Here is a 19,518-nt window from a genome sequence, read left to right on the forward strand (position 1 = left end):
GTAGGCTGCACTGTGCCATTTACCTGGGTTGATTGGGCGATCGTTGCAATTGTCGCCATCTCCGCTTTGATCAGTCTAAGCCGCGGCTTCGTAAAAGAAGCACTGTCGTTGCTGACCTGGATCATCGCAGGGGTCGTAGCCTGGATGTTTGGTGGTTCACTCTCGGTTTACCTGGCCGGGTACATCGAAACACCTTCGGCTCGCGTTATCGCGGGCTGCGCCATCATGTTCATCGCCACGCTGCTGGTGGGAGCAATGGTCAATTATCTTATTGGCGAGTTGATACGTGTCACCGGCCTCTCCGGGACCGATCGATTTCTCGGCATGGCCTTCGGCGCCGCACGCGGTGCGTTGCTGGTGGTCGTGGCGGTGGGGCTGTTGAGCCTGGGGCCGGTACAGCAGGATTCGTGGTGGCAAGAGTCGGTACTCGTGCCAAAATTTCTATTGGTTGCCGACTGGTCCAAGAACCTCATTTTGGGGTGGAGCAGTCAGTGGCTGGCCAGCGGAATCAGCGTACCCGCTGATCTTCCGTTCAAGGAACACCTCTTGCCGGCCAAAACGCCTCAGTAAGTTGTGTTCAGTCAAGATTCATTAAGTAGGGGTTGCGTCGCATGTGTGGCATCGTCGGTATCGTCGGTAAGTCGAACGTGAATCAGGCGCTGTATGACGCGCTAACCGTCCTCCAGCACCGCGGCCAGGACGCTGCCGGTATTGTGACCAGCCATGATGGCCGGTTATTCCTGCGCAAGGACAATGGCCTGGTGCGTGACGTGTTCCATCAGCGTCACATGCAGCGCCTGGTCGGGCACATGGGCATTGGCCATGTACGTTACCCGACTGCCGGTAGCTCGACCTCGGCCGAAGCTCAACCGTTTTACGTCAACTCGCCTTACGGCATTACTCTGGCGCACAACGGTAACCTGACCAACGTTGAACAGCTGGCCAAGGAGATTTACGAATCCGACCTGCGCCACGTCAACACCAACTCCGACTCGGAAGTGCTGCTCAACGTGTTCGCGCACGAGCTGGCGCAGCGCGGCAAGCTGCAGCCGACCGAAGAAGATGTGTTCGCTGCCGTGACTGACGTGCACAACCGTTGCGTCGGTGGCTACGCGGTCGTGGCCATGATCACCGGTTATGGCATCGTCGGTTTCCGCGACCCGCATGGCATTCGCCCGATCGTGTTCGGCCAGCGTCACACCGACGAGGGCGTCGAGTACATGATCGCCTCCGAAAGCGTGTCTTTGGACGTGCTGGGCTTCACCCTGATCCGCGACCTGGCGCCAGGCGAGGCGGTCTACATCACTGAAGACGGCAAGCTGCACACGCGTCAATGCGCGATTGCCCCGAAGCTCACCCCGTGCATCTTCGAACACGTCTACCTGGCGCGTCCGGATTCGATCATCGACGGCGTTTCGGTGTACAAGGCGCGTCTGCGCATGGGTGAGAAGCTCGCCGACAAGATCCTGCGCGAGCGCCCTGAGCATGATATCGACGTGGTCATCCCGATTCCGGACACCAGCCGTACCGCTGCGCTGGAACTGGCCAACCACTTGGGCGTGAAGTTTCGCGAAGGTTTCGTCAAGAACCGCTACATCGGCCGTACCTTCATCATGCCGGGCCAGGCGGCCCGCAAGAAGTCGGTACGCCAGAAGCTGAATGCCATCGAGCTGGAATTTCGCGGCAAGAACGTAATGCTGGTGGATGACTCCATCGTGCGCGGCACTACGTGCAAGCAGATCATTCAGATGGCTCGCGAAGCCGGTGCGAAGAACGTGTACTTTTGCTCCGCTGCGCCAGCAGTGCGTTACCCGAACGTGTACGGTATCGACATGCCGAGCGCCCACGAACTGATCGCCCACAACCGTTCAACCCAGGACGTGGCCGACCTGATCGGCGCCGACTGGCTGATCTATCAGGACCTTCCGGACCTGATCGAAGCGGTCGGCGGTGGCAAGATCAAGATCGAGCAGTTCGACTGTGCGGTATTTGACGGCAAGTACGTGACCGGCGACGTTGACGATGCCTACCTGAACAAGATCGAGCAGGCGCGTAACGACTCGTCGAAGATCAAGACCCAGGCGGTCAGCGCGATCATCGATCTGTACAACAACTGAGTAAACACCGGCCCTGAGGGGCCGGTTTTGTATCTTAAATAAAGCATTGAGTAAGGAGTCGCAGCATGAGTCAGGAATGGGATGCCGGTCGGTTGGACAGCGACCTCGATGGCGTAGCGTTCGATACCCTGGCCGTGCGCGCCGGGCAGCACCGTACCCCGGAAGGTGAGCACGGTGACCCGATGTTTTTCACCTCAAGCTACGTGTTCCGCACGGCCGCCGACGCCGCCGCGCGCTTTGCCGGTGAAGTGCCGGGCAACGTTTATTCGCGCTACACCAACCCGACGGTGCGTGCGTTCGAAGAGCGTATTGCGGCCCTGGAAGGTGCTGAGCAAGCGGTGGCCACGGCGACCGGCATGGCCGCGATCCTGGCTGTGGTGATGAGCCTGTGCAGCGCCGGCGACCACGTGCTGGTGTCGCGCAGCGTGTTCGGTTCGACCATCAGCCTGTTTGAGAAGTACTTCAAGCGCTTCGGTATCGAAGTCGACTACGTGCCTCTGGCGGACCTCTCCGGTTGGGATGCAGCGATCAAGGCCAACACCAAATTGCTGTTTGTCGAGTCGCCGTCCAACCCGCTGGCCGAGTTGGTGGACATCGCTGCGCTGGCCGACGTGGCGCACGCCAAGGGCGCCATGTTGATCGTCGATAACTGCTTCTGCACGCCTGCGTTGCAGCAGCCGTTGAAGCTGGGCGCGGACATTGTGCTGCACTCGGCTACCAAGTTCATCGACGGCCAGGGCCGTTGCATGGGCGGCGTGGTTGCCGGGCGTAGCGAGCAGATGAAAGAAGTCGTGGGTTTCCTGCGCACTGCCGGGCCGACTCTGAGCCCGTTCAATGCATGGATCTTCCTCAAGGGCCTGGAGACACTCAGCCTGCGGATGAAGGCCCACTGCGCGAATGCCCAAACCCTGGCCGAATGGCTGGAGCAGCAGGACGGCATTGAGAAGGTGCATTACGCTGGCCTCAAGAGCCACCCGCAGCACGCGTTGGCTCAGCGCCAACAGCGCGGTTTCGGCGCCGTGGTGAGCTTCGAAGTGAAGGGCGGCAAAGAGGGTGCGTGGCGCTTTATCGATGCAACGCGGTTGATTTCCATCACTGCCAACCTGGGTGACAGCAAAACCACGATCACCCACCCGGCCACTACGTCCCACGGTCGCTTGGCGCCGCAGGAGCGCGAAGCTGCCGGTATTCGTGACAGCCTGATCCGCGTTGCGGTGGGGCTTGAAGACGTGGCCGACTTGCAGGCTGACCTGGCCCGCGGGCTGGCGGCCTTGTGATCGAGTGGTCCATGGACGCTGCGCCCGCCGGTAACGGGCGCGTCGCGCTGGTCACCGGTGCCGCGCGCGGCATAGGCCTGGGGATTGCCGCATGGCTGATCAGCGAAGGCTGGCAGGTGGTGTTGACCGACCTGGACCGCGAGCGCGGTTCCAAGGTGTCCAGGGTGCTGGGCGACAATGCCTGGTTTATCACTATGGATGTGGCCGACGAGAAGCAAGTCGCGCAGGGCGTTGCCGAGGTGCTGGGGCAGTTCGGGCGCCTGGACGCGTTGGTGTGCAACGCGGCGGTCGCTGACCCGCACAACATCACCCTGGAAAGCCTCGACCTGGCTCACTGGAATCGCGTGCTGGCGGTGAACCTCAGTGGCCCGATGTTACTGGCCAAGCACTGTGCGCCTTACCTGCGCGCCCACGGCGGTGCCATCGTCAACTTGGCGTCGACCCGGGCGCGTCAGTCAGAGCCGAACACCGAAGCCTATGCGGCGAGCAAGGGTGGCCTGCTGGCGCTGACACACGCGTTGGCGATGAGCCTGGGGCCGGAGGTGCGGGTCAATGCCGTCAGCCCTGGCTGGATCGATGCGCGTGACCCTGCGGCACGGCGTGCCGAGCCGTTGACCGACGCCGATCACGCGCAGCATCCGGCGGGCAGGGTGGGGACGGTTGAAGACGTGGCCGCGATGGTGGCGTGGTTGCTGTCGCGTCACGCAGGTTTTGTCACCGGGCAAGAGTTTGTCGTGGATGGCGGCATGAGCAAGAAGATGATTTACGAGCAGTGAGAGGCAGCTTCAAGCTTCAGGCTATCAGCTGCAAGTGAAGGCGGATGCTGGTGGCTTTTCACTTGCGGCTTGACGCTTGTAGCTTGTGCCTGTTTTTGAAAAAAACTCAATCCTGCTATTGACTTAGGTTCGCTACCTGCGTAAATTTCGCGGCCTCAACGAAGCAAAGGGTGATTAGCTCAGCTGGGAGAGCATCTGCCTTACAAGCAGAGGGTCGGCGGTTCGATCCCGTCATCACCCACCACTTGTTGAGAGTTTTGCCTTGGGGCAAGACGCAACGTTTAAAGGTTGCACCGACGCGCAGCGGTAGTTCAGTCGGTTAGAATACCGGCCTGTCACGCCGGGGGTCGCGGGTTCGAGTCCCGTCCGCTGCGCCATATTTTCCAGGTCCGACGTGTCGGGCTTGAGATTGAACAGCCAAGGCTGATCGGTCAGATGTTTAAAGACGGTTGGGTTTAGGCCCAGCCGGTCAAGCGATACGCAGCGGTAGTTCAGTCGGTTAGAATACCGGCCTGTCACGCCGGGGGTCGCGGGTTCGAGTCCCGTCCGCTGCGCCATATCTTCCAGGTCCGACGTGTCGGGCTTGAGATTGAACAGCCAAGGCTGATCGGTCAGATGTTTAAAGACGGTTGGGTTTAGGCCCAGCCGGTCAAGCGATACGCAGCGGTAGTTCAGTCGGTTAGAATACCGGCCTGTCACGCCGGGGGTCGCGGGTTCGAGTCCCGTCCGCTGCGCCATATCTGCCTCAAGGCCCACTGAACGCCTTGAAGCACAAAGAAAGCCCTGGGCTTCTTTGAACCGATAGCAAACAACCCTGGTCGAGAGACCGGGGTTTTTTGTGTCTGCGATTTGGCTTTATGTGGGAGCGGGCTTGCTCGCGAATGCGGTGGTTCAGTGAAAAGTGTTCTCGCTGATACACCGCATTCGCGAGCAAGCCCGCTCCCACAGTTGTATTGCCTCAGAACCCCAGCTTATCCCGCAGCCCGTAATACCAGGCGCCCAACGCCGCAAACGGCGTGCGCAATAATTGCCCGCCCGGGAACGGATAATGCGGCAAGTCGGCAAACGCATCAAAACGCTCTGCCTGGCCTCGAAGGGCTTCCGCCAGCACCTTGCCTGCCAGGTGCGTGTACGTCACGCCATGGCCGCTGCAGCCTTGGGAATAATAGATATTGTCGCCCAAGCGACCTACCTGTGGCAGGCGCGAAAGGGTCAGCAGGAAATTGCCGGTCCAGGCGTAATCGATTTTCACATCTTTGAGCTGCGGGAAGGCCTTGAGCATTTTAGGGCGGATGATCGCCTCGATATTGGCCGGGTCGCGTGCGCCATACACCACGCCGCCGCCGAAGATCAGGCGCTTGTCGCGGGTGAGGCGGTAGTAGTCCAGCAGGTAGTTGCAGTCTTCCACGCAGTAATCTTGCGGCAGTAACGTCTTGGCCAGTTCATCGCCCAACGGAGCGGTGGTAATGACCTGAGTGCCGCAGGGCATCGATTTGGCTGCCAGCTCCGGCACCAGGTTGCCGAGGTAGGCATTGCCTGCAACGATGATGAACTTGGCCCTGACCTTGCCCTCAGCGGTGTGCACCACGGGGTTGGGGCCGCGCTCGATACGCACCGCCGCCGACTGCTCGTAGATCGTGCCGCCAAGGGATTCCACCGCAGTCGCTTCACCCAGCGCCAGGTTGAGTGGGTGAATATGGCCGCCACTCATGTCCAGCAGGCCGCCTACATAGTTTTCACAGCCCACGACTTCGCGGATTCGGCGCTGATCCAGCAACTCCAGTTGCGTATGGCCATAGCGCTCCCACAGGCGCTGCTGCGATTCCAGGTGGCCCATGTGCTTGCTGTTAAGCGCAGCGAACACACCGCCGTCTTTCAAGTCGCACTGGATCTGGTACTTGGCCACGCGCTCGCGAATAATCCTGCCGCCTTCAAACGCCATCTGCCCGAGCAACTGCGCCTGCTTGGGGCCAACGCTACGCTCTATCACATCAATGTCGCGGCTGTAGCTGTTGACGATCTGCCCGCCATTGCGGCCCGACGCACCAAACCCGACTTTGGCGGCTTCCAGCACGGTGACGCGAAAACCGTTCTCCAGCAGAAACAGCGCGCTGGAGAGGCCCGTATAGCCGGCACCGATCACACAGACATCAGTTTCGACTTCACCTTGCAGCGCCGGTCGGGGCGGTACCGCGTTCGCGGACGCTGCATAATACGACTGGGGGTACGCGGTGTTCGCCATCCTGGAACCTCTGTTTTATATTTTTTACGAGTGTTCCGATCCTACCTGAGTTGAAAATTGCCTGCCAGCCAAGCGAAAACTACGCGAGCACCCTGCGCAAATAAATAATTCGCATATTCATAGGGTTAGCTGCAAAAAAGATGTTGACAGCCCTGCGCAATTCCGTAGAATGCCGCCTCACAGCAGGCACGTAGCTCAGTTGGTTAGAGCACCACCTTGACATGGTGGGGGTCGTTGGTTCGAGTCCAATCGCGCCTACCAAACAAAATCCGCTCTGCTGGGCGGTCTAGAGGGGGAATCCGAAAGGGTTCCCCTTTTTCTTTGCCTAAGAAAACGTTCACAAATTATAGGCTTCGTTCACACAAGGCAATGTGAACGTGAATTCATACCTGCCTCTGTTCACACTCGGAATTGTGAACGACTCTACCTAACCCATTGATATGCATGGCTCGTTCACTATCTTGTCTAGGTGGTGGTACGTTCGCAGGCTCACTCCCTTGCCCGTTGTTCGTACCTCACAAGGGCAGGCTGTCTAACCAGCTGAGCTACGTGCCTGCTATGAGGCGGGTACGCCTGTCGGCCACGCTCAACACTCTACGCTCTGTGGTGAATCCTGAACGCTCTGTGTGCTGCTGTAGGGCTGGCGGGGGTCTCTCTAGGGGTGGGGCAGGGGGTGTGGGGTGGGGTGCTTATATATGCAATGTGGCTTCTGGATTTCTAGCTAAAATTGTCGTGTGATGGCCTAATAAAAGCTTCTGCTGTCTCGACAAGGAATCCGCCATGAGTGTTTTTGCATCGGTGTATCGAGCTTGGCGAGGTAAGGCCTTCGGTAATCAAGTGGCTGACTTACTTGGGATACATCGTGGTCTTTATCATGGTGCAATGGAAGAGGGCGGCTGCGAGTTGCACATGATCAAACTCTACTATTTAAAAGAGGAAGGTTGTTCAATTGAGCAGGTCGGAATACATTCAATCAAGTTTTTGGTTCCAGGCCTCAGTGTATTAAGGGCTAGATTCGGACCACAGCCACAGATAGAAAGCGCTCACGGAAAGATAATGGCTTTCGTGGATGCTGAATCCGGCAGCAATTTTGATACTTGATTTCCTTTGAATGGTGGATTATAAGGTTCCTATGCAAACGGGCTTAGCGGACGCTGAACTGTACGTCTCAGAGAGCGAGACGCCTCAATGTCAGTAGGGTCATAGCGAACCTTCGATGGTGTAGTGGTGGCGTGAACGCTGAGAGGACCGAGCCGGTGGTTTGTAAACAGGCCGAGGTGCCACCCTCAGAGGTGGATCGCTTAACCCTTCTGGCGTGGTTAGGAGGGCAGGTGACTGGTAGCTGAACTATCAGGCATAGAGGGCGCTAGCCCCTGTGAAGAACGGCCAGTGTGGTAACGCATTGAGCACCCCGGAGGGGCATCTAGGTAAGCCTAGAGTTTGAGCATTACGCTCTACCTGCTACAGCTACGCCCTTTGTTCACTTTTTAAATTGAACGCCAGTCATATAACCCAATGCACCCCTCCTGTCTTAATAAATAATTATCCTGTTTTGTTGTCTACAAGCTTCATTCGTCGAATGTCTGCTGCGTATTCCTCATCGATGCGCTTGCTGATGGCAACCTCACGCTCAACTTCCAATTTACGTGGTCGTCCTACTGGTCTTACGCTACCCGTAACCTTGAGCATCTCTTTAACTGCGCTGATATTTCCGTTGACTAGCTCTTGTTTCAATATCTCAATCGACTTGTCGTGCCAATAGATGCGGTGTTCTTCTTTCCATCCCTGATCATCCGCATAGGTATCCAGGGTGAGCATACTAATCCCCAAGCGCTTAGCTAATACGCAATGGGAGTTTGTCTCAATGTATTCTGTCTTGTCTTCTTGTGTGAGTTTCATAGTCTGGCTCTGTGTCGGATCATCATGAATAGGGAGAGTGAGTAGCTTACGGTGTTAAGCGCTATAGCGGTCATGCTGTAATCTTGTTTGATCTGAAAGATTACTAGCTGGGTGTACTGTAGGCAAAGTAGTAGAGTTAAGAGGAGTGTCACTATCTAGTTGGCTCTTGCAATCTCAATTTCTCTTAGATCTAGCCTTGAGATATAACCTACTGCTTGCAAGGTTAACTTGTGATTGAGCGAGATTTTGTACAAGGCGTTGTAGTCTCCTCGCTTACTAATGATCTCCCTTGCTAAGCCCCTTTGGATGAAGCGGCTATGAATTACTATCGAGGTTAAGTCTGGTATTTTTATCATGTCATTGTCTGACATTTGATTTTCCTTTATTGATTAATTCTTAACGTCACGGTGTGACAGAAGCAAGAGCAAGAGCACGCCACGGAGTGGCATACGCATAAAGAAGGATCAAGAGCGATGTATTGGTAGGTGCTCTGTTTTTGATTCTCTCTTTAATGCGTGCTCTTTGTCAGCTTGCTGACGTTGCTCTTGATCTTAAGTGAGTGGAGGAGATGTCCACTTTTCCTTAGAGAGTTCTAAGAGAAAGTGGACAGGGCTAGCTTCATTCATCAGCTTTCAACCACTTGGATACTATGCTTTTGCTAACGCCCATGGTCGCTGCAATGCTTCGCAATGAGAATCCATCAGATGACAAACCTTTTGCTGTGACGATGTTGTGCTTTGTTTTGTCTTTTGCATTGCTAGTTGGAGCGTGCCTAGTCAAGTCTTTGAGGATGTAGTGGCACCCTGTTAAGTCGAACGCCAAGTGGCGCCCTGATTCTTCTGTAGGCACGAAGTGAATAGTCGGTCTGTCATTACTAAAAGTCCTGATACTGCTTCGTGTTGCCGCTTGGAATATGTATTCTCTGGAGCGTTCATTACGTAATGCCTGCTTGCCTACAGAAATATCTACGGCCATCTTGGCTAGCATTTCAGTGTTGTTCCGATCTTCAACAGGATTAGGATTGCCGTGAATCAGTGAGAGCGTATGGTGTACGCCTAAATATCCATTCAATCCCCTTGCATCAAAGGGCATACGTATTACGTTGGGATAGTCTTCAAAGGGGAACTTGCACCAGTCATGCACCTGAGCAAGGATGGGCTCACCTTGAACGAACTGGATAGCGTCACGTAGCAGAGCATGTCCGTACACTTGTTCATTCCATTCCTCTGCTACATCACCATTCGGGAGCGTCAGTAGCATGGTCTTGCTTACCTTGCTTCCCCCAATCAGTGGGTAGATGTAGCTAGGGAACTTGTAGCCTCTGTATTCTGGTGTGAACTTGGAGACTTCAAGAGCGTATCCCTTGGTCAGAGCGTGCTGATAGGCTAACGTACCTGTGACATTGGCACCTAGGATGTGCGTTTCTTGGGCAGCTTCATAGATCCCGCTTAAGTCAAAGTAATCAATTACCCTGATTTGCCATTTCCATCTGCTGTCTTTCTTGTCTACGTATTCTTTGATGAACACATCAGCCTTACCCCTAAGGAGAGCACCGAGACAAGTGCAGATGGTTGACATACCCTTATCGTTTACTACATCAGAGTAGGTGGCTCTGGCTTCCTTCGTCATTCCCTGCTTGATAAACGCTCTGGTGGAGACGCTATCAATCTCAATGAATTTCTCTAGGAAGTTTGTATAAGCGTGGTCGCCAATATCTTTGGTAAGGTTGTTAGCGACTGAAGGTACTTCATCGATGACTACAATCCAATCTTGCAGGTAGCAAGGGTCAAGGTCTAGTAAGGTCTTATGCGTAATGACAAGCACCTTAGGATCATCTTCTAGTAGCGTGCATTCTACTGTGTCAGTTACATTCTTGTGCGTGTCACTGTTGATGATGCATATGTGAGTGATACCTGTTGCTTGGATGCGTCTGACTACATCCTTTGATAGTACCTTGGTAGGCACTGCATACACGTATCGCTTGTAGGGATCAGAGTCTAGCTCTCTAATGAACTGTTCTGTTTTGCCAGTGCCGGGTGTAGCTTCAGCTACGAAAATGGTTTTGTTCTTATTCGGAATCAACCAGTTTTCCCTCTCCGATTAAGCTGTCTACAGTTCTAGTGATTTGTCGAGGATCAGTGAACGTGCCAGTGAGTTCTGTTGGGAAGAAGCTAGCGCCCACTACATACGTCACTTGATATAGGCCATACTGACTCATGCCGTAGTCAACGCCTTTGTAATTCTTAACGCCATGGATGAGTTTGTTTTTCTCTGCGATGGAACAATCAATTGCATTGAGGGAGGAGCGGCGTTGTTCTAGTGCTTTAATTTCTTCTGGGGTGAGGTCTACTGCTTTCATTGTTATTGCCCTTGGTTGTAGTTAGCGCGGATAGCGGCCATCAGTTCGGCTTGCTCTTTCTGGCTTGCGCCAGTAAGCATTGACTTATTGGTGCCTGTTACGTTGCCAAACTCATCACGCTTAATCACGCTCTGCTTTGGCTGTTGAGCGAACCCTTTGTATGCGTTGTCCACATCAATCAGTTGTCGAACGAGTGGGTCTGCTTGATAAAGGTCTTCTGCCACTTTCTGTTTAGTAGCTTTCCACAGAGCTGTAGCATCCTTGGAAGAAGTGAGCGGATTACCCTTAGGAAGGGGTGCGTCCTCAACTAGTTGGTAGCCACGCTCAATCAGGTCTGTAAGAACAGCCATAGGGGAGTTGCCTGTTTGGCGTGCCAGTTCTTTTACATCGTTCATGGTCACTGTATTCATTGATCTTGCTCCAAGCTGATAGTTTTATATTGGTTGTGAGTCGTAGACCCAAGACGAACCTTGCGCAACGCAATCAGTTCATGTTCGAGTAAGTGTTGAATGGCTCTGCTGCATGAGCTAGAAGATTTGCCTGTCGCTGAACAAAATTCCCCAATTGGGATTTCACACCAGCGTAAGCCGTCATTGCTTTTGTTTCTGATCATTACCCATACTAGCTTTCGCTCTGTAGTATTCAATTGCATAATCTTGCTTTCGATAATTTCATCTACGTTCATTACGTTCTCTCTATCGTTCCTCATCGACGCCCATATTTTGGGAGTTCACTGTTCAGGCAATAAAAAAGACCGCAACCTACTGACTCTGTGTAAGCAGTTCTAGGAAGCAATCTTTAATCTATACTGTTATATACTTAATTCTGAGAAGAAGGTCTACAAGAACTCTTCAAATTAGTTTCTATCCGTAACCCATGAGTCATGCCCATCCCATTACTCTCCAATAATTTAATGCCACTGTAAGCCTCTGTGAGGGCCTACAGCAGCAGTTGGCTATACGGGTGGCACTGCGTCTCCCATCGTCGTCCCTGCCGCACTACAGGGCGTTTAATCAATGAGGTGAAGTACATCCTTAGCGTTCAGGTGGGAGTATCTAGCTACAGACCTAGTATCCCTGTGGCCCGACACAATCATTATCTGAGCGTTGTTGAATCCCTTCTTTGCAACGTTGGTGATGCGGGTGTGCCTTAACTGGTGAAGCCTGACGCTATCATCAAGACCAGCCTTGTTCCTTGCCAACCTAACCGCCTGAGACACTGCATGAGGCGTCACGATAAACAGTCGTCCTCTGTGTGCCTTGCTTGCGAGAGCCAGCCTCTGTGCCTCTTTCAGTAGTTCTATGGCACGCATGGTCAGGGGCACAGACCTAGTGCCGTTCTTACCATCAATTACATCCGCTATACGTTCATCCAGGTGAAGGCATTGGGTCGTGAGCTTGAGTATTTCTGAGCGTCTCATAGCTGTCTCATAGGCTAGCTCCACGATGAGTGCCATGGTGGGGGATAGCTTGTTGAGCAACTGTCGAAGCTCGCCAGCACTGATTACCTTGTCGCTCGACTTGTCCGGCTTAGGTAGAGCTATGTCACTTACGGGGTTGTGTATGTCTATGAGCAGGCCACGCTTAGCGAACCTGAAGAAACGAGACATGAACGCTAGCTGTATGCGACAGGTAGCAGGCTTGACCGTCTGTAGACGCTTCAGCTTGAAGTCATTGACTAGCTGAGGGGTGATGTCATGGATTGACTGGGGGAAGGCAGCAAAGAGCTGGTCAACAATCTTGATTGCATGGTCATAGCTACCCTTGCCCTTGAGCATGGTTTCGCAATAGGTCATGCCAAGGGTGTACAGGGTGTGCGTCTGATGCGTCTTGGTGACAGCCTCTAACTGGTCAGCCCATGCCTGAGCCAATGCTTGAGTGGGGAATGTTTTGGATTGCGGGGGGCTTCCTCTCAATCGAACTTGAGCGTTCCAGTTACCAGAGGGAAGGGAGCGAATGTTAGCCATGGTTGACGCCTCATAATGTGAATGGGCGTTTCCTTAGGGCTATAGGCTACGTGGCCTAGCGCTTAGCAGGGTGGCTCTTGACATGGTGGGGGTCGTTGGTTCGAGTCCAATCGCGCCTACCAAACAAAATCCGCTCTGCTGGGCGGTCTGGAAGGGCTCACCGAAAGGTGGGCCCTTTTTTGTTGTCTTGAATTATTCATTAACAAAAGTACACATCCGTCTAAAGTAATCGGATGAAAGGCCGATGCCTCCATTACCTCTTATTCATCGGACATCTGACATGCTTATCAATGTTAGCAATTCCACTGCCGTACCCAGCACTAAGGCCACTGCTGTAGCGGCTGATGCCACTGCAACTGAAAGCAAAAGTGCCATCAGCGCCTCTTCGGTCAATCCGAACGCTGACGCTAAAGCGGCGGGCGGGGCAGGTGGCAGTGGTGGTTCGACGTCATCGAGCGCGAAGGAATCGGATAACGTCAAGCAGTTGAAAAAGCAGATCGCGCTGTTGCAAAAGCAGCTTGAACAGCAGCAGCAAGCCTTGCAAAAAGCCCAATCGAGCAATCAGAGCGCAGACGCCAAGGCTGCGGCTGTTGCGGCGGCTCAAGCGCAAGTGATGTCGACGTCGGCTGCATTGCAGACCACCACGTCGGCGCTGTTGCAGGCGGTTACCGAGGAAGGTAACAGCTCGTCCGGCTCACTTGTCAGCACCACGGCTTGAAACAGGCCCAGCGTACGGTTGGAGCGTGTGTAGGTGTGGCGCCTGAAATTCGGGCCCGTGTCAGCCTTGGCAATCAAGGCTGACATTCAGGGCGCAGGCGTTACTGATGAGTCAGCAGAACAGTGACGCCACCGATAAAAAGCAGATGATCTGAACCACCATCTGGCAGCGTATTTCACCGTTTGTTGTCGTCATACCCATTTGTCCGGCGTACATGGCGGCTGACCTCTTCGTCGGCACGGGGGCCGTGAGCGATGCGCAAAGCGCGCAACGGCTGCCTGGAGTATAGGCGCTCAACAGGATTCTTCACGGTCGAGCCGGCTGGGCGCGATGAGCACACTTTCTCCAGCGCCCCAAGCAGCGCGACCCACGCGAACGCTATCCGAAAACTCCCAGCGCCAGTGAACGCTTTCATCACGTTGAGCGCTGCTTTAGCCGCGGTGGCCAAGGCATACTGGCGGGCGACGGAATTCAACCGAGGGAGCAGGCGATGGAATTGGCAATTGAGGTGTCGTTCGACGTGACGGCGCAGGAGCGTGAGGCCATCCTTAAACCGTTGAGGGCCTATAACCTCAGCCATACGGGTGACATGGCGTTTGAAACGGTCGGGATTTTACTGCGCGATCCAGACACTCAGGAGGTTGTCGGTGGCCTCTACGGAAAAATTTCCTACGGGTGGCTGTTCGTTGAACTCTTGAGCATCCCGGACCTGATGCGCACCCAAGGCACCGGCACACGGCTGATGCGTGCCGCTGAAGACCTGGCGCGCGAAAAGGGCTGCCAGGGGATCTGGCTGGACACCTTCAGCTTCCAGGCGCCGGGTTTTTATCGAAAGCTGGGGTTCAGTGAGTTGGGTCATATCGACGATTACCCGCCGGGGCACCAGCGGCATTTTTTCCAGAAACGCCTGGGTTAAATCCTCGTACAGCGCCGGATCAGACGGCGCCCATCACCGACAAAGTTTATTGGTTTGCAGCAACAATTTTTCTTGTTGGACACCTCCCGCCCCCAAGCAGCAAAGTTGCCGCCACTGACGCTCGACCTTTAAGGTCAACAATAAAAACCGCGCCGGGCTGCACGTCACTTTCATGCTGTGAGCCGTTTGTTCACATCCTGCTGTAATGGCGCCGCAGCGCGCATTCAAGGACCTCATCGTCATGCAAACTGTTGTGAACCTATGGCCGTTGATCGGCGTGCTTGTCATCGTGGTTGGCTTCGTCTTGCGCTTCAATCCGCTGTTGGTGGTCACCGCTGCCGCCATCGCCACCGGCTTGGCCGCGCACTTTCCGTTGGAAAAAATTCTCGCCAGCATGGGCGATGGTTTTCTCCAGACCCGCGCCCTGCAACTGATCCTGTTATTGCCCTTGGCGGTCATCGGCCTGCTGGAGCGCCACGGCTTGCGCTTGCATGCGCAGAACTGGATCGCCCGCTTCGAGCGGGCCACGGTCGGGCGCTTATTGATCATGTACTTGTTTGTACGCGAGTCCACCGCGGCCATGGGCCTGACCAGTCTGGGCGGGCACCCGCAGATGGTGCGGCCGCTACTGGCGCCGATGGCCGAGGGCGCGGCGGAAAAACGCTACGGCAAACTGCCCGACAAACTGCGTCACAAGGTATTAGCCATGTGTGCGGCGACCGACAACGTGGGGCTGTTTTTCGGTGAGGACATCTTTGTCGCCTTTGGCGCGATTGCGCTGATGCACACCTTCCTGCTCGGCTCGGGCATTGATGTGGAACCGCTGCATATTGCGGTGTGGGGCATCCCTACGGCCATCTGCGCGTTTATCATCCATGCCATCCGCCTGCATCGATTTGATCGAAGACTCACCCGTGAAATGACCGCCGCCGCCGCCCCAGTGGAGGCTGCGCAATGATTATCTCAATTCAATACCTCTACTGGCTGGCCGGTGTGCTGTTGTTGATCACTGCCGGCATGATCCTGTTTGATCGAAGCCATCCCAAACGCTGGTCCAGCGCCTTGTTCTGGTTGTTGTTTGCTATTCCGTTCCTGATTGGGGAGCGCCTGCCGTCGGTGGTTATCGGTGCAGGCGTGGTGGTGATGGCGCTGATTGCAGGCTTGGGCGGCGTTGGCCGTGGCAAGCACGCCGAGTTGCATGACACTGAGTCGCGCGCGAGCGCCGGTCGTTTGGGGCATAAGTTATTTATACCGGCGCTGGCGATTCCGCTTACCACCGTGATCGGTTCGGTGCTGCTCAAGCACACCGAAATTGGCGGCGTGCCGCTGCTGGACCCGAAAAACACGACCTTTGTTTCCCTCGGCATCGGCTGCCTTATCGCCCTCGGCCTGGCCTGCTGGCTGACCCGTGATACGCCGGTGCAAGCCTTGCGCGAATCGCGACGCCTGACCGAAGCGCTGGGCTGGGCCATGGTGTTGCCGCAGATGCTGGCAATGCTCGGGCTGTTGTTCAATGAAGCCGGGGTGGGCACGGCGGTCGCGCATGTGGTTACCACCTACATCAACCTGGATTTCAAGTGGGTGGCGGTAGTGGTGTATGTGTTGGGCATGGCGCTGTTTACGGTGATCATGGGCAACGGCTTCGCCGCGTTCCCGGTCATGACAGGCGGTGTCGGCGTGCCGGTGCTGGTCGGCATCTACGGTGCTAACCCGGCAGTGATGGCGGCGATCGGTATGTTCTCTGGTTATTGCGGCACGCTGATGACGCCCATGGCCGCCAACTTCAATATCGTCCCCGCCGCGTTGCTGGAGTTGCCGGATAAACACGCGGTGATCAAGGCTCAGTTTCCGACCGCGCTGATGATGCTGGCGGTCAATATTGTGCTGCTCTACGTGTTGATGTGAGGCCGAGATGCAAACTGTGCTGCTGACGGGCTTTGAGCCCTTTGATCAAGACGTCATAAACCCTTCTTGGGAAGCGGTACGCCGTTTGGAGGGCGTAAAGTTGGGCGAGGGCGTGCAGATTGTTGCGCGTCGACTGCCCTGTGCGTTCGCCACGGCGGGGGAATGCCTGACCCGGCTGATCGCCGAACTGAACCCGGCGATGGTGATTGCCACAGGCCTTGCGCCCGGGCGCGGGGATATTTCGATGGAGCGGGTGGCGATCAACGTGAACGATGCACGCATCCCCGACAATCTTGGGGAGCAACCTATTGATAAAGCGGTGGTGGCCGATGGCCCGGCGGCTTACTTCACCACGCTGCCGATCAAGGCGATGGTCAAGGCTGCGCGCGAGGCTGGTATAGCCGCTTCGGTCTCGCAGACAGCGGGTACGTTTGTGTGTAATCAGGTGTTTTACCTGTTGCAGCATGCGCTTGCGGGCACACCTGTGTGCAGTGGTTTTATTCACGTACCCAACCTGCCGGAGCAGGTGGCTGATACGCGGCAAGCGTCGATGCCGCTGGAGACGTTGGTTGAGGGGCTGCGCGTGGCAGTGCTCGCGGCGTGGGTAACCGAGGTGGATGTGGTGCAAAGCGGCGGGCAGGTCAGTTGACCTGCCCGGGCAGCCTTAGCCACTCATCAGCCGGGTCAGGCCGAACGTTATGGCGCACACCAGGCCTGTCATCGCGAAGGCCGTCGCTACATACCATTTGATCAGGTTCAGCTCTGTGGTCGCCAGGTCTGCCCTGGTGGCGAAGTGCTTTTCAATGGTGGTGGAATGCCTTTCAATCGAGTCCGCTCTGCTCGAAACGACAAATAGCTTCTCTTTCATATCAGCCAGCCCCTTTTCCAGTAAACCCAAGCGTCTTTCCATACCAGAACCTCCGTCATTACCGCCACCGGCTCTGCCTTGAGCCGGGATGTTCACTGTGCTCGCTGCGCCGAATCGATACTGTCTTCTCTCCAAAGCATGACACCCGTTTCAAACAATGTGAGTGAGTGATGAGGGGCAGAGTAGCGTTAGTCTGGCCTAGCCGTGACGTACAAACGTTTGCAAAATAACTCCAAGGCTCCGGCTTGCGATGCTCAGTGTTCCGCCTGGGGAAAGAACAGCTCAAAGCACGTTACGCCCGACGCACTGCTCACGCTGCAGCGCCCGTTATGCAGTTGCATGATGGTCGCGACAATCGACAGCCCCAGCCCATTCGATTGCGCCGAACGTTCGCGTGATTGATCCACCCGGTAAAACCGTTCGAACAACCTGGGCAGATGCTCGGCGGGAATGGTTTCACCCTGGCTGCTCACGCTCAGGTTGATGCCGTCGGCACACGGTACCGCCTGAATCACCAATTGCGAACTCGGCGCAGCGTATTTGATGGCGTTCGCGCACAGGTTGGCCAGTGCCCGGCGCAGCAGCATCGGTTCTGCCCAGATCACGCCGTCACCCCGCGCGATAATGCGCATATCCACATCACTGGCCAGCCCTTCAAAGTAGTCTGCGATGCGCGTCACTTCATCCGCCGCACTCAGCTGTTGGCGTTGGCGCAGGGCGCTGGCCGGGTCGGTGCGGGCAAGGAACAGCATGTTGTCGAGCATCCGTGCCAGGCGTTCGAGTTCTTCGACATTGGAGGCCAGCAATTGCTGATAGCCCTCGATGCTGCGGCTCTGCTGTAACGCTACCTGGGTTTCCCCCAGCAGGTTGTTGATCGGGGTGCGCAGTTCGTGGGCCATGTCGGTGGACACTTGGCCCAGTTGCACAAAGCCCTTGGCCAGCCGCTCAAGCATGGTGTTGAACGACTCGATCAGCGGCAGCAGCTCTTTTGGCGCACCGTGGCTGTCGAGGCGTTCGGCGAGGTTGCCCACGTCGATACCTTGGGCGTGGTTGGCCAGGCGCCTTAAGGGCAGCAGCCCTCTGCGCACTAACAGGTAGCCGACCAGGGCGAGGATGATCGCGGCGAGGCTGGCCAGGATGTAAACACTTAAACGGTAGCTGGCGAGCACGGCGCTACGTTCGGTCATCAGGCGCCCGGTGGTGATGTGCAGGCTGCCGATGTCGCCGGAATCGATGGTGGCGGCCACGGTGGCGAAGGGCACGCCATTGATACCGGGCAAATGCTGCACGTCGGCGAGGCTCAACGTGTGGCCCTTTGGAACCGGCGGCACGGGCGGCAAATCGATGTTGCCAGGGTTAACCAGCAGCAACGGCTTGTGCCCCGGCGCGGCGATACTCAACACCGACTCGCGGTTACCCAACATGTTCTGGAACAGCTCTGGTTTGGTCTTGATCAGGTCCAGGGTGTTGCTGTCGTTCAGCAGGTTACGCAGTTGCTCGACGCGGCCGATCAGCGCGGTGTCATCGCGCAGGATCAGTTCGCGCTCCAGCTCGCGGTACAGTGCAACCCCCAGCGTGGCCAGCAGGGCAAAAGCGAGCAGGGCGAAGATCAACGCCAGGCGCAGCGTCAGTGAGTAAGGGCGGCGCGGGTTCATGGCTGGGTGTCGAAGCGGTAGCCGATGCCCCGCACGCTGTGGATCAACTTGAGCTGGAACGGGTCGTCGATTTTCAGACGCAGGCGCCGCACGGCGACATCGACCACGTTGGTATCACTGTCGAAATTCATGTCCCACACCCGTGAGGCAATCATCGAGCGTGACAGCGCTTGGTCCTGGTGGGTGGCGAACAGGTGCAGCAGGGCGAATTCTTTATTGGTCAGGTTGATGCGCGTACCGGCACGGCTGACGCGGCGCTTGAGTACGTCGATTTGCAGGTCGGCGATCTGCAGTTGCGCCTCGTCACGGCTCGGGCCGCGACGGGTCAGGGTGCGCAAACGCGCGACCAGCTCGGCGAAGGAAAACGGTTTGATCAAGTAATCATCGGCGCCCAGTTCCAGGCCCTTGATGCGGTCGGCAATATCGTCGCGGGCGGTGAGGAACAGTACCGGCGTGTCGGCCTCTTTGCGCAGGCGGCGCAGCACTTCCCAGCCGTCCATTTTCGGCATCATTACGTCTAGCACGATCACGTCAAAAGGCGTGTCCAGCGCTTGGTGCAGGCCGTCTACCCCGTCACGCGCAAGGCTTACGGAGTAACCCAGCTCCTGCAGGCCGTTGAGCAGGTAATTGCCAGCCTTGGGTTCGTCTTCGACTACGAGGATGTTCATGGGAATTGCCTTGGTTCCATACGTGGCGCAAGTGTAGCCGGATCAAGGGTCATCGCTTGATTACAAACCTGTAATGCAATGGCGCGGGTAGCCGTGCGTAACGTTTACAAGCGCTGGGCTGATCCGTAGATTGCATCGGACCGATTAAAAGG

Annotated in this window: 20 protein-coding genes and 5 tRNA genes; 15 read left to right on the plus strand and 10 right to left on the minus strand. The window is 56.0% G+C overall.

Features of this window, described 5'->3' with window-relative positions:
• Window positions 1–12: 12 nt before the first annotated feature.
• From AO240_RS14375 to AO240_RS14410, 8 genes are all read left to right on the plus strand, one after another.
• Complete coding sequence (locus tag AO240_RS14375) at window positions 13–570, plus strand: CvpA family protein (RefSeq protein ID WP_003192538.1); 558 nt, start codon at window positions 13–15, stop codon at window positions 568–570.
• Window positions 571–611: 41 nt separating this feature from the next.
• Entirely contained in the window at window positions 612–2,117 is a 1,506-nt protein-coding gene (gene purF, locus AO240_RS14380; protein WP_099237033.1) for an amidophosphoribosyltransferase, read from the plus strand.
• Between the two features lie 65 nt (window positions 2,118–2,182).
• On the plus strand, window positions 2,183–3,394 hold the full coding sequence (locus tag AO240_RS14385; protein ID WP_099237034.1) for an O-succinylhomoserine sulfhydrylase: 1,212 nt from the start codon (window positions 2,183–2,185) through the stop codon (window positions 3,392–3,394).
• An 11-nt stretch (window positions 3,395–3,405) separates the two neighbouring features.
• On the plus strand, window positions 3,406–4,170 hold the full coding sequence (locus AO240_RS14390; protein ID WP_099237035.1) for an SDR family oxidoreductase: 765 nt from the start codon (window positions 3,406–3,408) through the stop codon (window positions 4,168–4,170).
• Between the two features lie 168 nt (window positions 4,171–4,338).
• Window positions 4,339–4,414: transfer RNA gene (locus AO240_RS14395), tRNA-Val, on the plus strand.
• A 56-nt stretch (window positions 4,415–4,470) separates the two neighbouring features.
• Window positions 4,471–4,547: transfer RNA gene (locus AO240_RS14400), tRNA-Asp, on the plus strand.
• Window positions 4,548–4,650: 103 nt separating this feature from the next.
• A tRNA-Asp gene (locus AO240_RS14405) sits at window positions 4,651–4,727 on the plus strand.
• 103 nt (window positions 4,728–4,830) lie between these two features.
• A tRNA-Asp gene (locus AO240_RS14410) sits at window positions 4,831–4,907 on the plus strand.
• Between the two features lie 221 nt (window positions 4,908–5,128).
• Here AO240_RS14410 and AO240_RS14415 read toward each other — a convergent pair.
• A complete protein-coding gene (locus AO240_RS14415; RefSeq protein ID WP_099237036.1) occupies window positions 5,129–6,412 on the minus strand; it encodes an FAD-binding oxidoreductase in 1,284 nt (427 codons plus the stop codon).
• Window positions 6,413–6,596: 184 nt separating this feature from the next.
• Here AO240_RS14415 and AO240_RS14420 point away from each other — a divergent pair.
• Together AO240_RS14420 and AO240_RS14425 are read left to right on the plus strand one after the other, a co-directional pair.
• A tRNA-Val gene (locus AO240_RS14420) sits at window positions 6,597–6,673 on the plus strand.
• A gap of 519 nt (window positions 6,674–7,192) precedes the next feature.
• Window positions 7,193–7,513 carry a hypothetical protein gene (locus AO240_RS14425; RefSeq protein ID WP_099237037.1) on the plus strand — a complete coding sequence of 107 codons (321 nt, stop codon included), beginning with the start codon at window positions 7,193–7,195 and terminating at the stop codon, window positions 7,511–7,513.
• A gap of 441 nt (window positions 7,514–7,954) precedes the next feature.
• On the opposite strand, the gene AO240_RS14430 is transcribed toward AO240_RS14425, so the two are convergent.
• The 6 genes from AO240_RS14430 to AO240_RS14455 form a co-directional block, all read right to left on the minus strand.
• Window positions 7,955–8,311: a hypothetical protein gene (locus AO240_RS14430; protein WP_099237038.1), complete on the minus strand. Its 357-nt coding sequence runs from the start codon at window positions 8,309–8,311 to the stop codon at window positions 7,955–7,957.
• A 618-nt stretch (window positions 8,312–8,929) separates the two neighbouring features.
• On the minus strand, window positions 8,930–10,393 hold the full coding sequence (locus AO240_RS14440; RefSeq protein WP_099237040.1) for a DEAD/DEAH box helicase family protein: 1,464 nt from the start codon (window positions 10,391–10,393) through the stop codon (window positions 8,930–8,932).
• Window positions 10,380–10,670 carry a hypothetical protein gene (locus AO240_RS14445; protein ID WP_099237041.1) on the minus strand — a complete coding sequence of 97 codons (291 nt, stop codon included), beginning with the start codon at window positions 10,668–10,670 and terminating at the stop codon, window positions 10,380–10,382. The genes AO240_RS14440 and AO240_RS14445 overlap by 14 nt, the downstream gene beginning before the upstream one ends.
• Window positions 10,671–10,672: 2 nt before the next feature.
• Window positions 10,673–11,080, minus strand: a complete 408-nt coding sequence (locus AO240_RS14450) for a hypothetical protein (RefSeq protein WP_099237042.1) — start codon at window positions 11,078–11,080, stop codon at window positions 10,673–10,675.
• The gene (locus AO240_RS28380) at window positions 11,077–11,355 is read right to left on the minus strand and encodes a hypothetical protein (protein WP_143505379.1); all 279 of its coding nucleotides are present in this window, start codon (window positions 11,353–11,355) and stop codon (window positions 11,077–11,079) included. The genes AO240_RS14450 and AO240_RS28380 overlap by 4 nt, the downstream gene beginning before the upstream one ends.
• A 324-nt stretch (window positions 11,356–11,679) precedes the next feature.
• Window positions 11,680–12,636, minus strand: a complete 957-nt coding sequence (locus AO240_RS14455) for a site-specific integrase (RefSeq protein WP_099237043.1) — start codon at window positions 12,634–12,636, stop codon at window positions 11,680–11,682.
• Between the two features lie 244 nt (window positions 12,637–12,880).
• Here AO240_RS14455 and AO240_RS14460 point away from each other — a divergent pair, with 244 nt between their 5' ends.
• From AO240_RS14460 to pcp, 5 genes are all read left to right on the plus strand, one after another.
• On the plus strand, window positions 12,881–13,354 hold the full coding sequence (locus AO240_RS14460; protein WP_371918627.1) for a hypothetical protein: 474 nt from the start codon (window positions 12,881–12,883) through the stop codon (window positions 13,352–13,354).
• 490 nt (window positions 13,355–13,844) lie between these two features.
• A complete protein-coding gene (locus AO240_RS14465; protein WP_099237045.1) occupies window positions 13,845–14,270 on the plus strand; it encodes a GNAT family N-acetyltransferase in 426 nt (141 codons plus the stop codon).
• Window positions 14,271–14,511: 241 nt separating this feature from the next.
• Window positions 14,512–15,228 carry a DUF969 domain-containing protein gene (locus AO240_RS14470; protein WP_099237082.1) on the plus strand — a complete coding sequence of 239 codons (717 nt, stop codon included), beginning with the start codon at window positions 14,512–14,514 and terminating at the stop codon, window positions 15,226–15,228.
• Entirely contained in the window at window positions 15,225–16,175 is a 951-nt protein-coding gene (locus AO240_RS14475; protein ID WP_099237046.1) for a DUF979 domain-containing protein, read from the plus strand. Before AO240_RS14470 ends, AO240_RS14475 begins: the two co-directional genes overlap by 4 nt.
• 7 nt (window positions 16,176–16,182) lie before the next feature.
• Window positions 16,183–16,824, plus strand: a complete 642-nt coding sequence (gene pcp, locus AO240_RS14480; protein ID WP_099237047.1) for a pyroglutamyl-peptidase I — start codon at window positions 16,183–16,185, stop codon at window positions 16,822–16,824.
• 15 nt (window positions 16,825–16,839) lie between these two features.
• On the opposite strand, the gene AO240_RS14485 is transcribed toward pcp, so the two are convergent.
• From AO240_RS14485 to AO240_RS14495, 3 genes are all read right to left on the minus strand, one after another.
• Entirely contained in the window at window positions 16,840–17,085 is a 246-nt protein-coding gene (locus AO240_RS14485; protein WP_058412131.1) for a hypothetical protein, read from the minus strand.
• A gap of 212 nt (window positions 17,086–17,297) precedes the next feature.
• Entirely contained in the window at window positions 17,298–18,698 is a 1,401-nt protein-coding gene (locus AO240_RS14490; protein ID WP_099237048.1) for a heavy metal sensor histidine kinase, read from the minus strand.
• A complete protein-coding gene (locus tag AO240_RS14495; protein ID WP_099237049.1) occupies window positions 18,695–19,366 on the minus strand; it encodes a heavy metal response regulator transcription factor in 672 nt (223 codons plus the stop codon). Before AO240_RS14495 ends, AO240_RS14490 begins: the two co-directional genes overlap by 4 nt.
• Window positions 19,367–19,518: the final 152 nt, after the last annotated feature.

The organism is Pseudomonas sp. ICMP 460, assembly GCF_002723595.1.
Taxonomy (GTDB): domain Bacteria; phylum Pseudomonadota; class Gammaproteobacteria; order Pseudomonadales; family Pseudomonadaceae; genus Aquipseudomonas; species Aquipseudomonas kitaguniensis.

Excerpts from the sequence above, each read along its gene's own strand:
- purF (WP_099237033.1), top strand. The coding sequence starts at position 612 with ATGTGTGGCATCGTCGGTATCGTCGGTAAGTCGAACGTGAATCAGGCG.
- AO240_RS14385 (WP_099237034.1), top strand. The coding sequence starts at position 2,183 with ATGAGTCAGGAATGGGATGCCGGTCGGTTGGACAGCGACCTCGATGGC.
- AO240_RS14390 (WP_099237035.1), top strand. The coding sequence starts at position 3,406 with ATGGACGCTGCGCCCGCCGGTAACGGGCGCGTCGCGCTGGTCACCGGT.
- AO240_RS14415 (WP_099237036.1), bottom strand. The coding sequence starts at position 6,412 with ATGGCGAACACCGCGTACCCCCAGTCGTATTATGCAGCGTCCGCGAAC.
- AO240_RS14425 (WP_099237037.1), top strand. The coding sequence starts at position 7,193 with ATGAGTGTTTTTGCATCGGTGTATCGAGCTTGGCGAGGTAAGGCCTTC.
- AO240_RS14430 (WP_099237038.1), bottom strand. The coding sequence starts at position 8,311 with ATGAAACTCACACAAGAAGACAAGACAGAATACATTGAGACAAACTCC.
- AO240_RS14445 (WP_099237041.1), bottom strand. The coding sequence starts at position 10,670 with ATGAAAGCAGTAGACCTCACCCCAGAAGAAATTAAAGCACTAGAACAA.
- AO240_RS14450 (WP_099237042.1), bottom strand. The coding sequence starts at position 11,080 with ATGAATACAGTGACCATGAACGATGTAAAAGAACTGGCACGCCAAACA.
- AO240_RS28380 (WP_143505379.1), bottom strand. The coding sequence starts at position 11,355 with ATGAACGTAGATGAAATTATCGAAAGCAAGATTATGCAATTGAATACT.
- AO240_RS14455 (WP_099237043.1), bottom strand. The coding sequence starts at position 12,636 with ATGGCTAACATTCGCTCCCTTCCCTCTGGTAACTGGAACGCTCAAGTT.
- AO240_RS14460 (WP_371918627.1), top strand. The coding sequence starts at position 12,881 with ATGCCTCCATTACCTCTTATTCATCGGACATCTGACATGCTTATCAAT.
- AO240_RS14465 (WP_099237045.1), top strand. The coding sequence starts at position 13,845 with ATGGAATTGGCAATTGAGGTGTCGTTCGACGTGACGGCGCAGGAGCGT.
- AO240_RS14470 (WP_099237082.1), top strand. The coding sequence starts at position 14,512 with ATGCAAACTGTTGTGAACCTATGGCCGTTGATCGGCGTGCTTGTCATC.
- AO240_RS14475 (WP_099237046.1), top strand. The coding sequence starts at position 15,225 with ATGATTATCTCAATTCAATACCTCTACTGGCTGGCCGGTGTGCTGTTG.
- pcp (WP_099237047.1), top strand. The coding sequence starts at position 16,183 with ATGCAAACTGTGCTGCTGACGGGCTTTGAGCCCTTTGATCAAGACGTC.
- AO240_RS14485 (WP_058412131.1), bottom strand. The coding sequence starts at position 17,085 with ATGGAAAGACGCTTGGGTTTACTGGAAAAGGGGCTGGCTGATATGAAA.
- AO240_RS14490 (WP_099237048.1), bottom strand. The coding sequence starts at position 18,698 with ATGAACCCGCGCCGCCCTTACTCACTGACGCTGCGCCTGGCGTTGATC.
- AO240_RS14495 (WP_099237049.1), bottom strand. The coding sequence starts at position 19,366 with ATGAACATCCTCGTAGTCGAAGACGAACCCAAGGCTGGCAATTACCTG.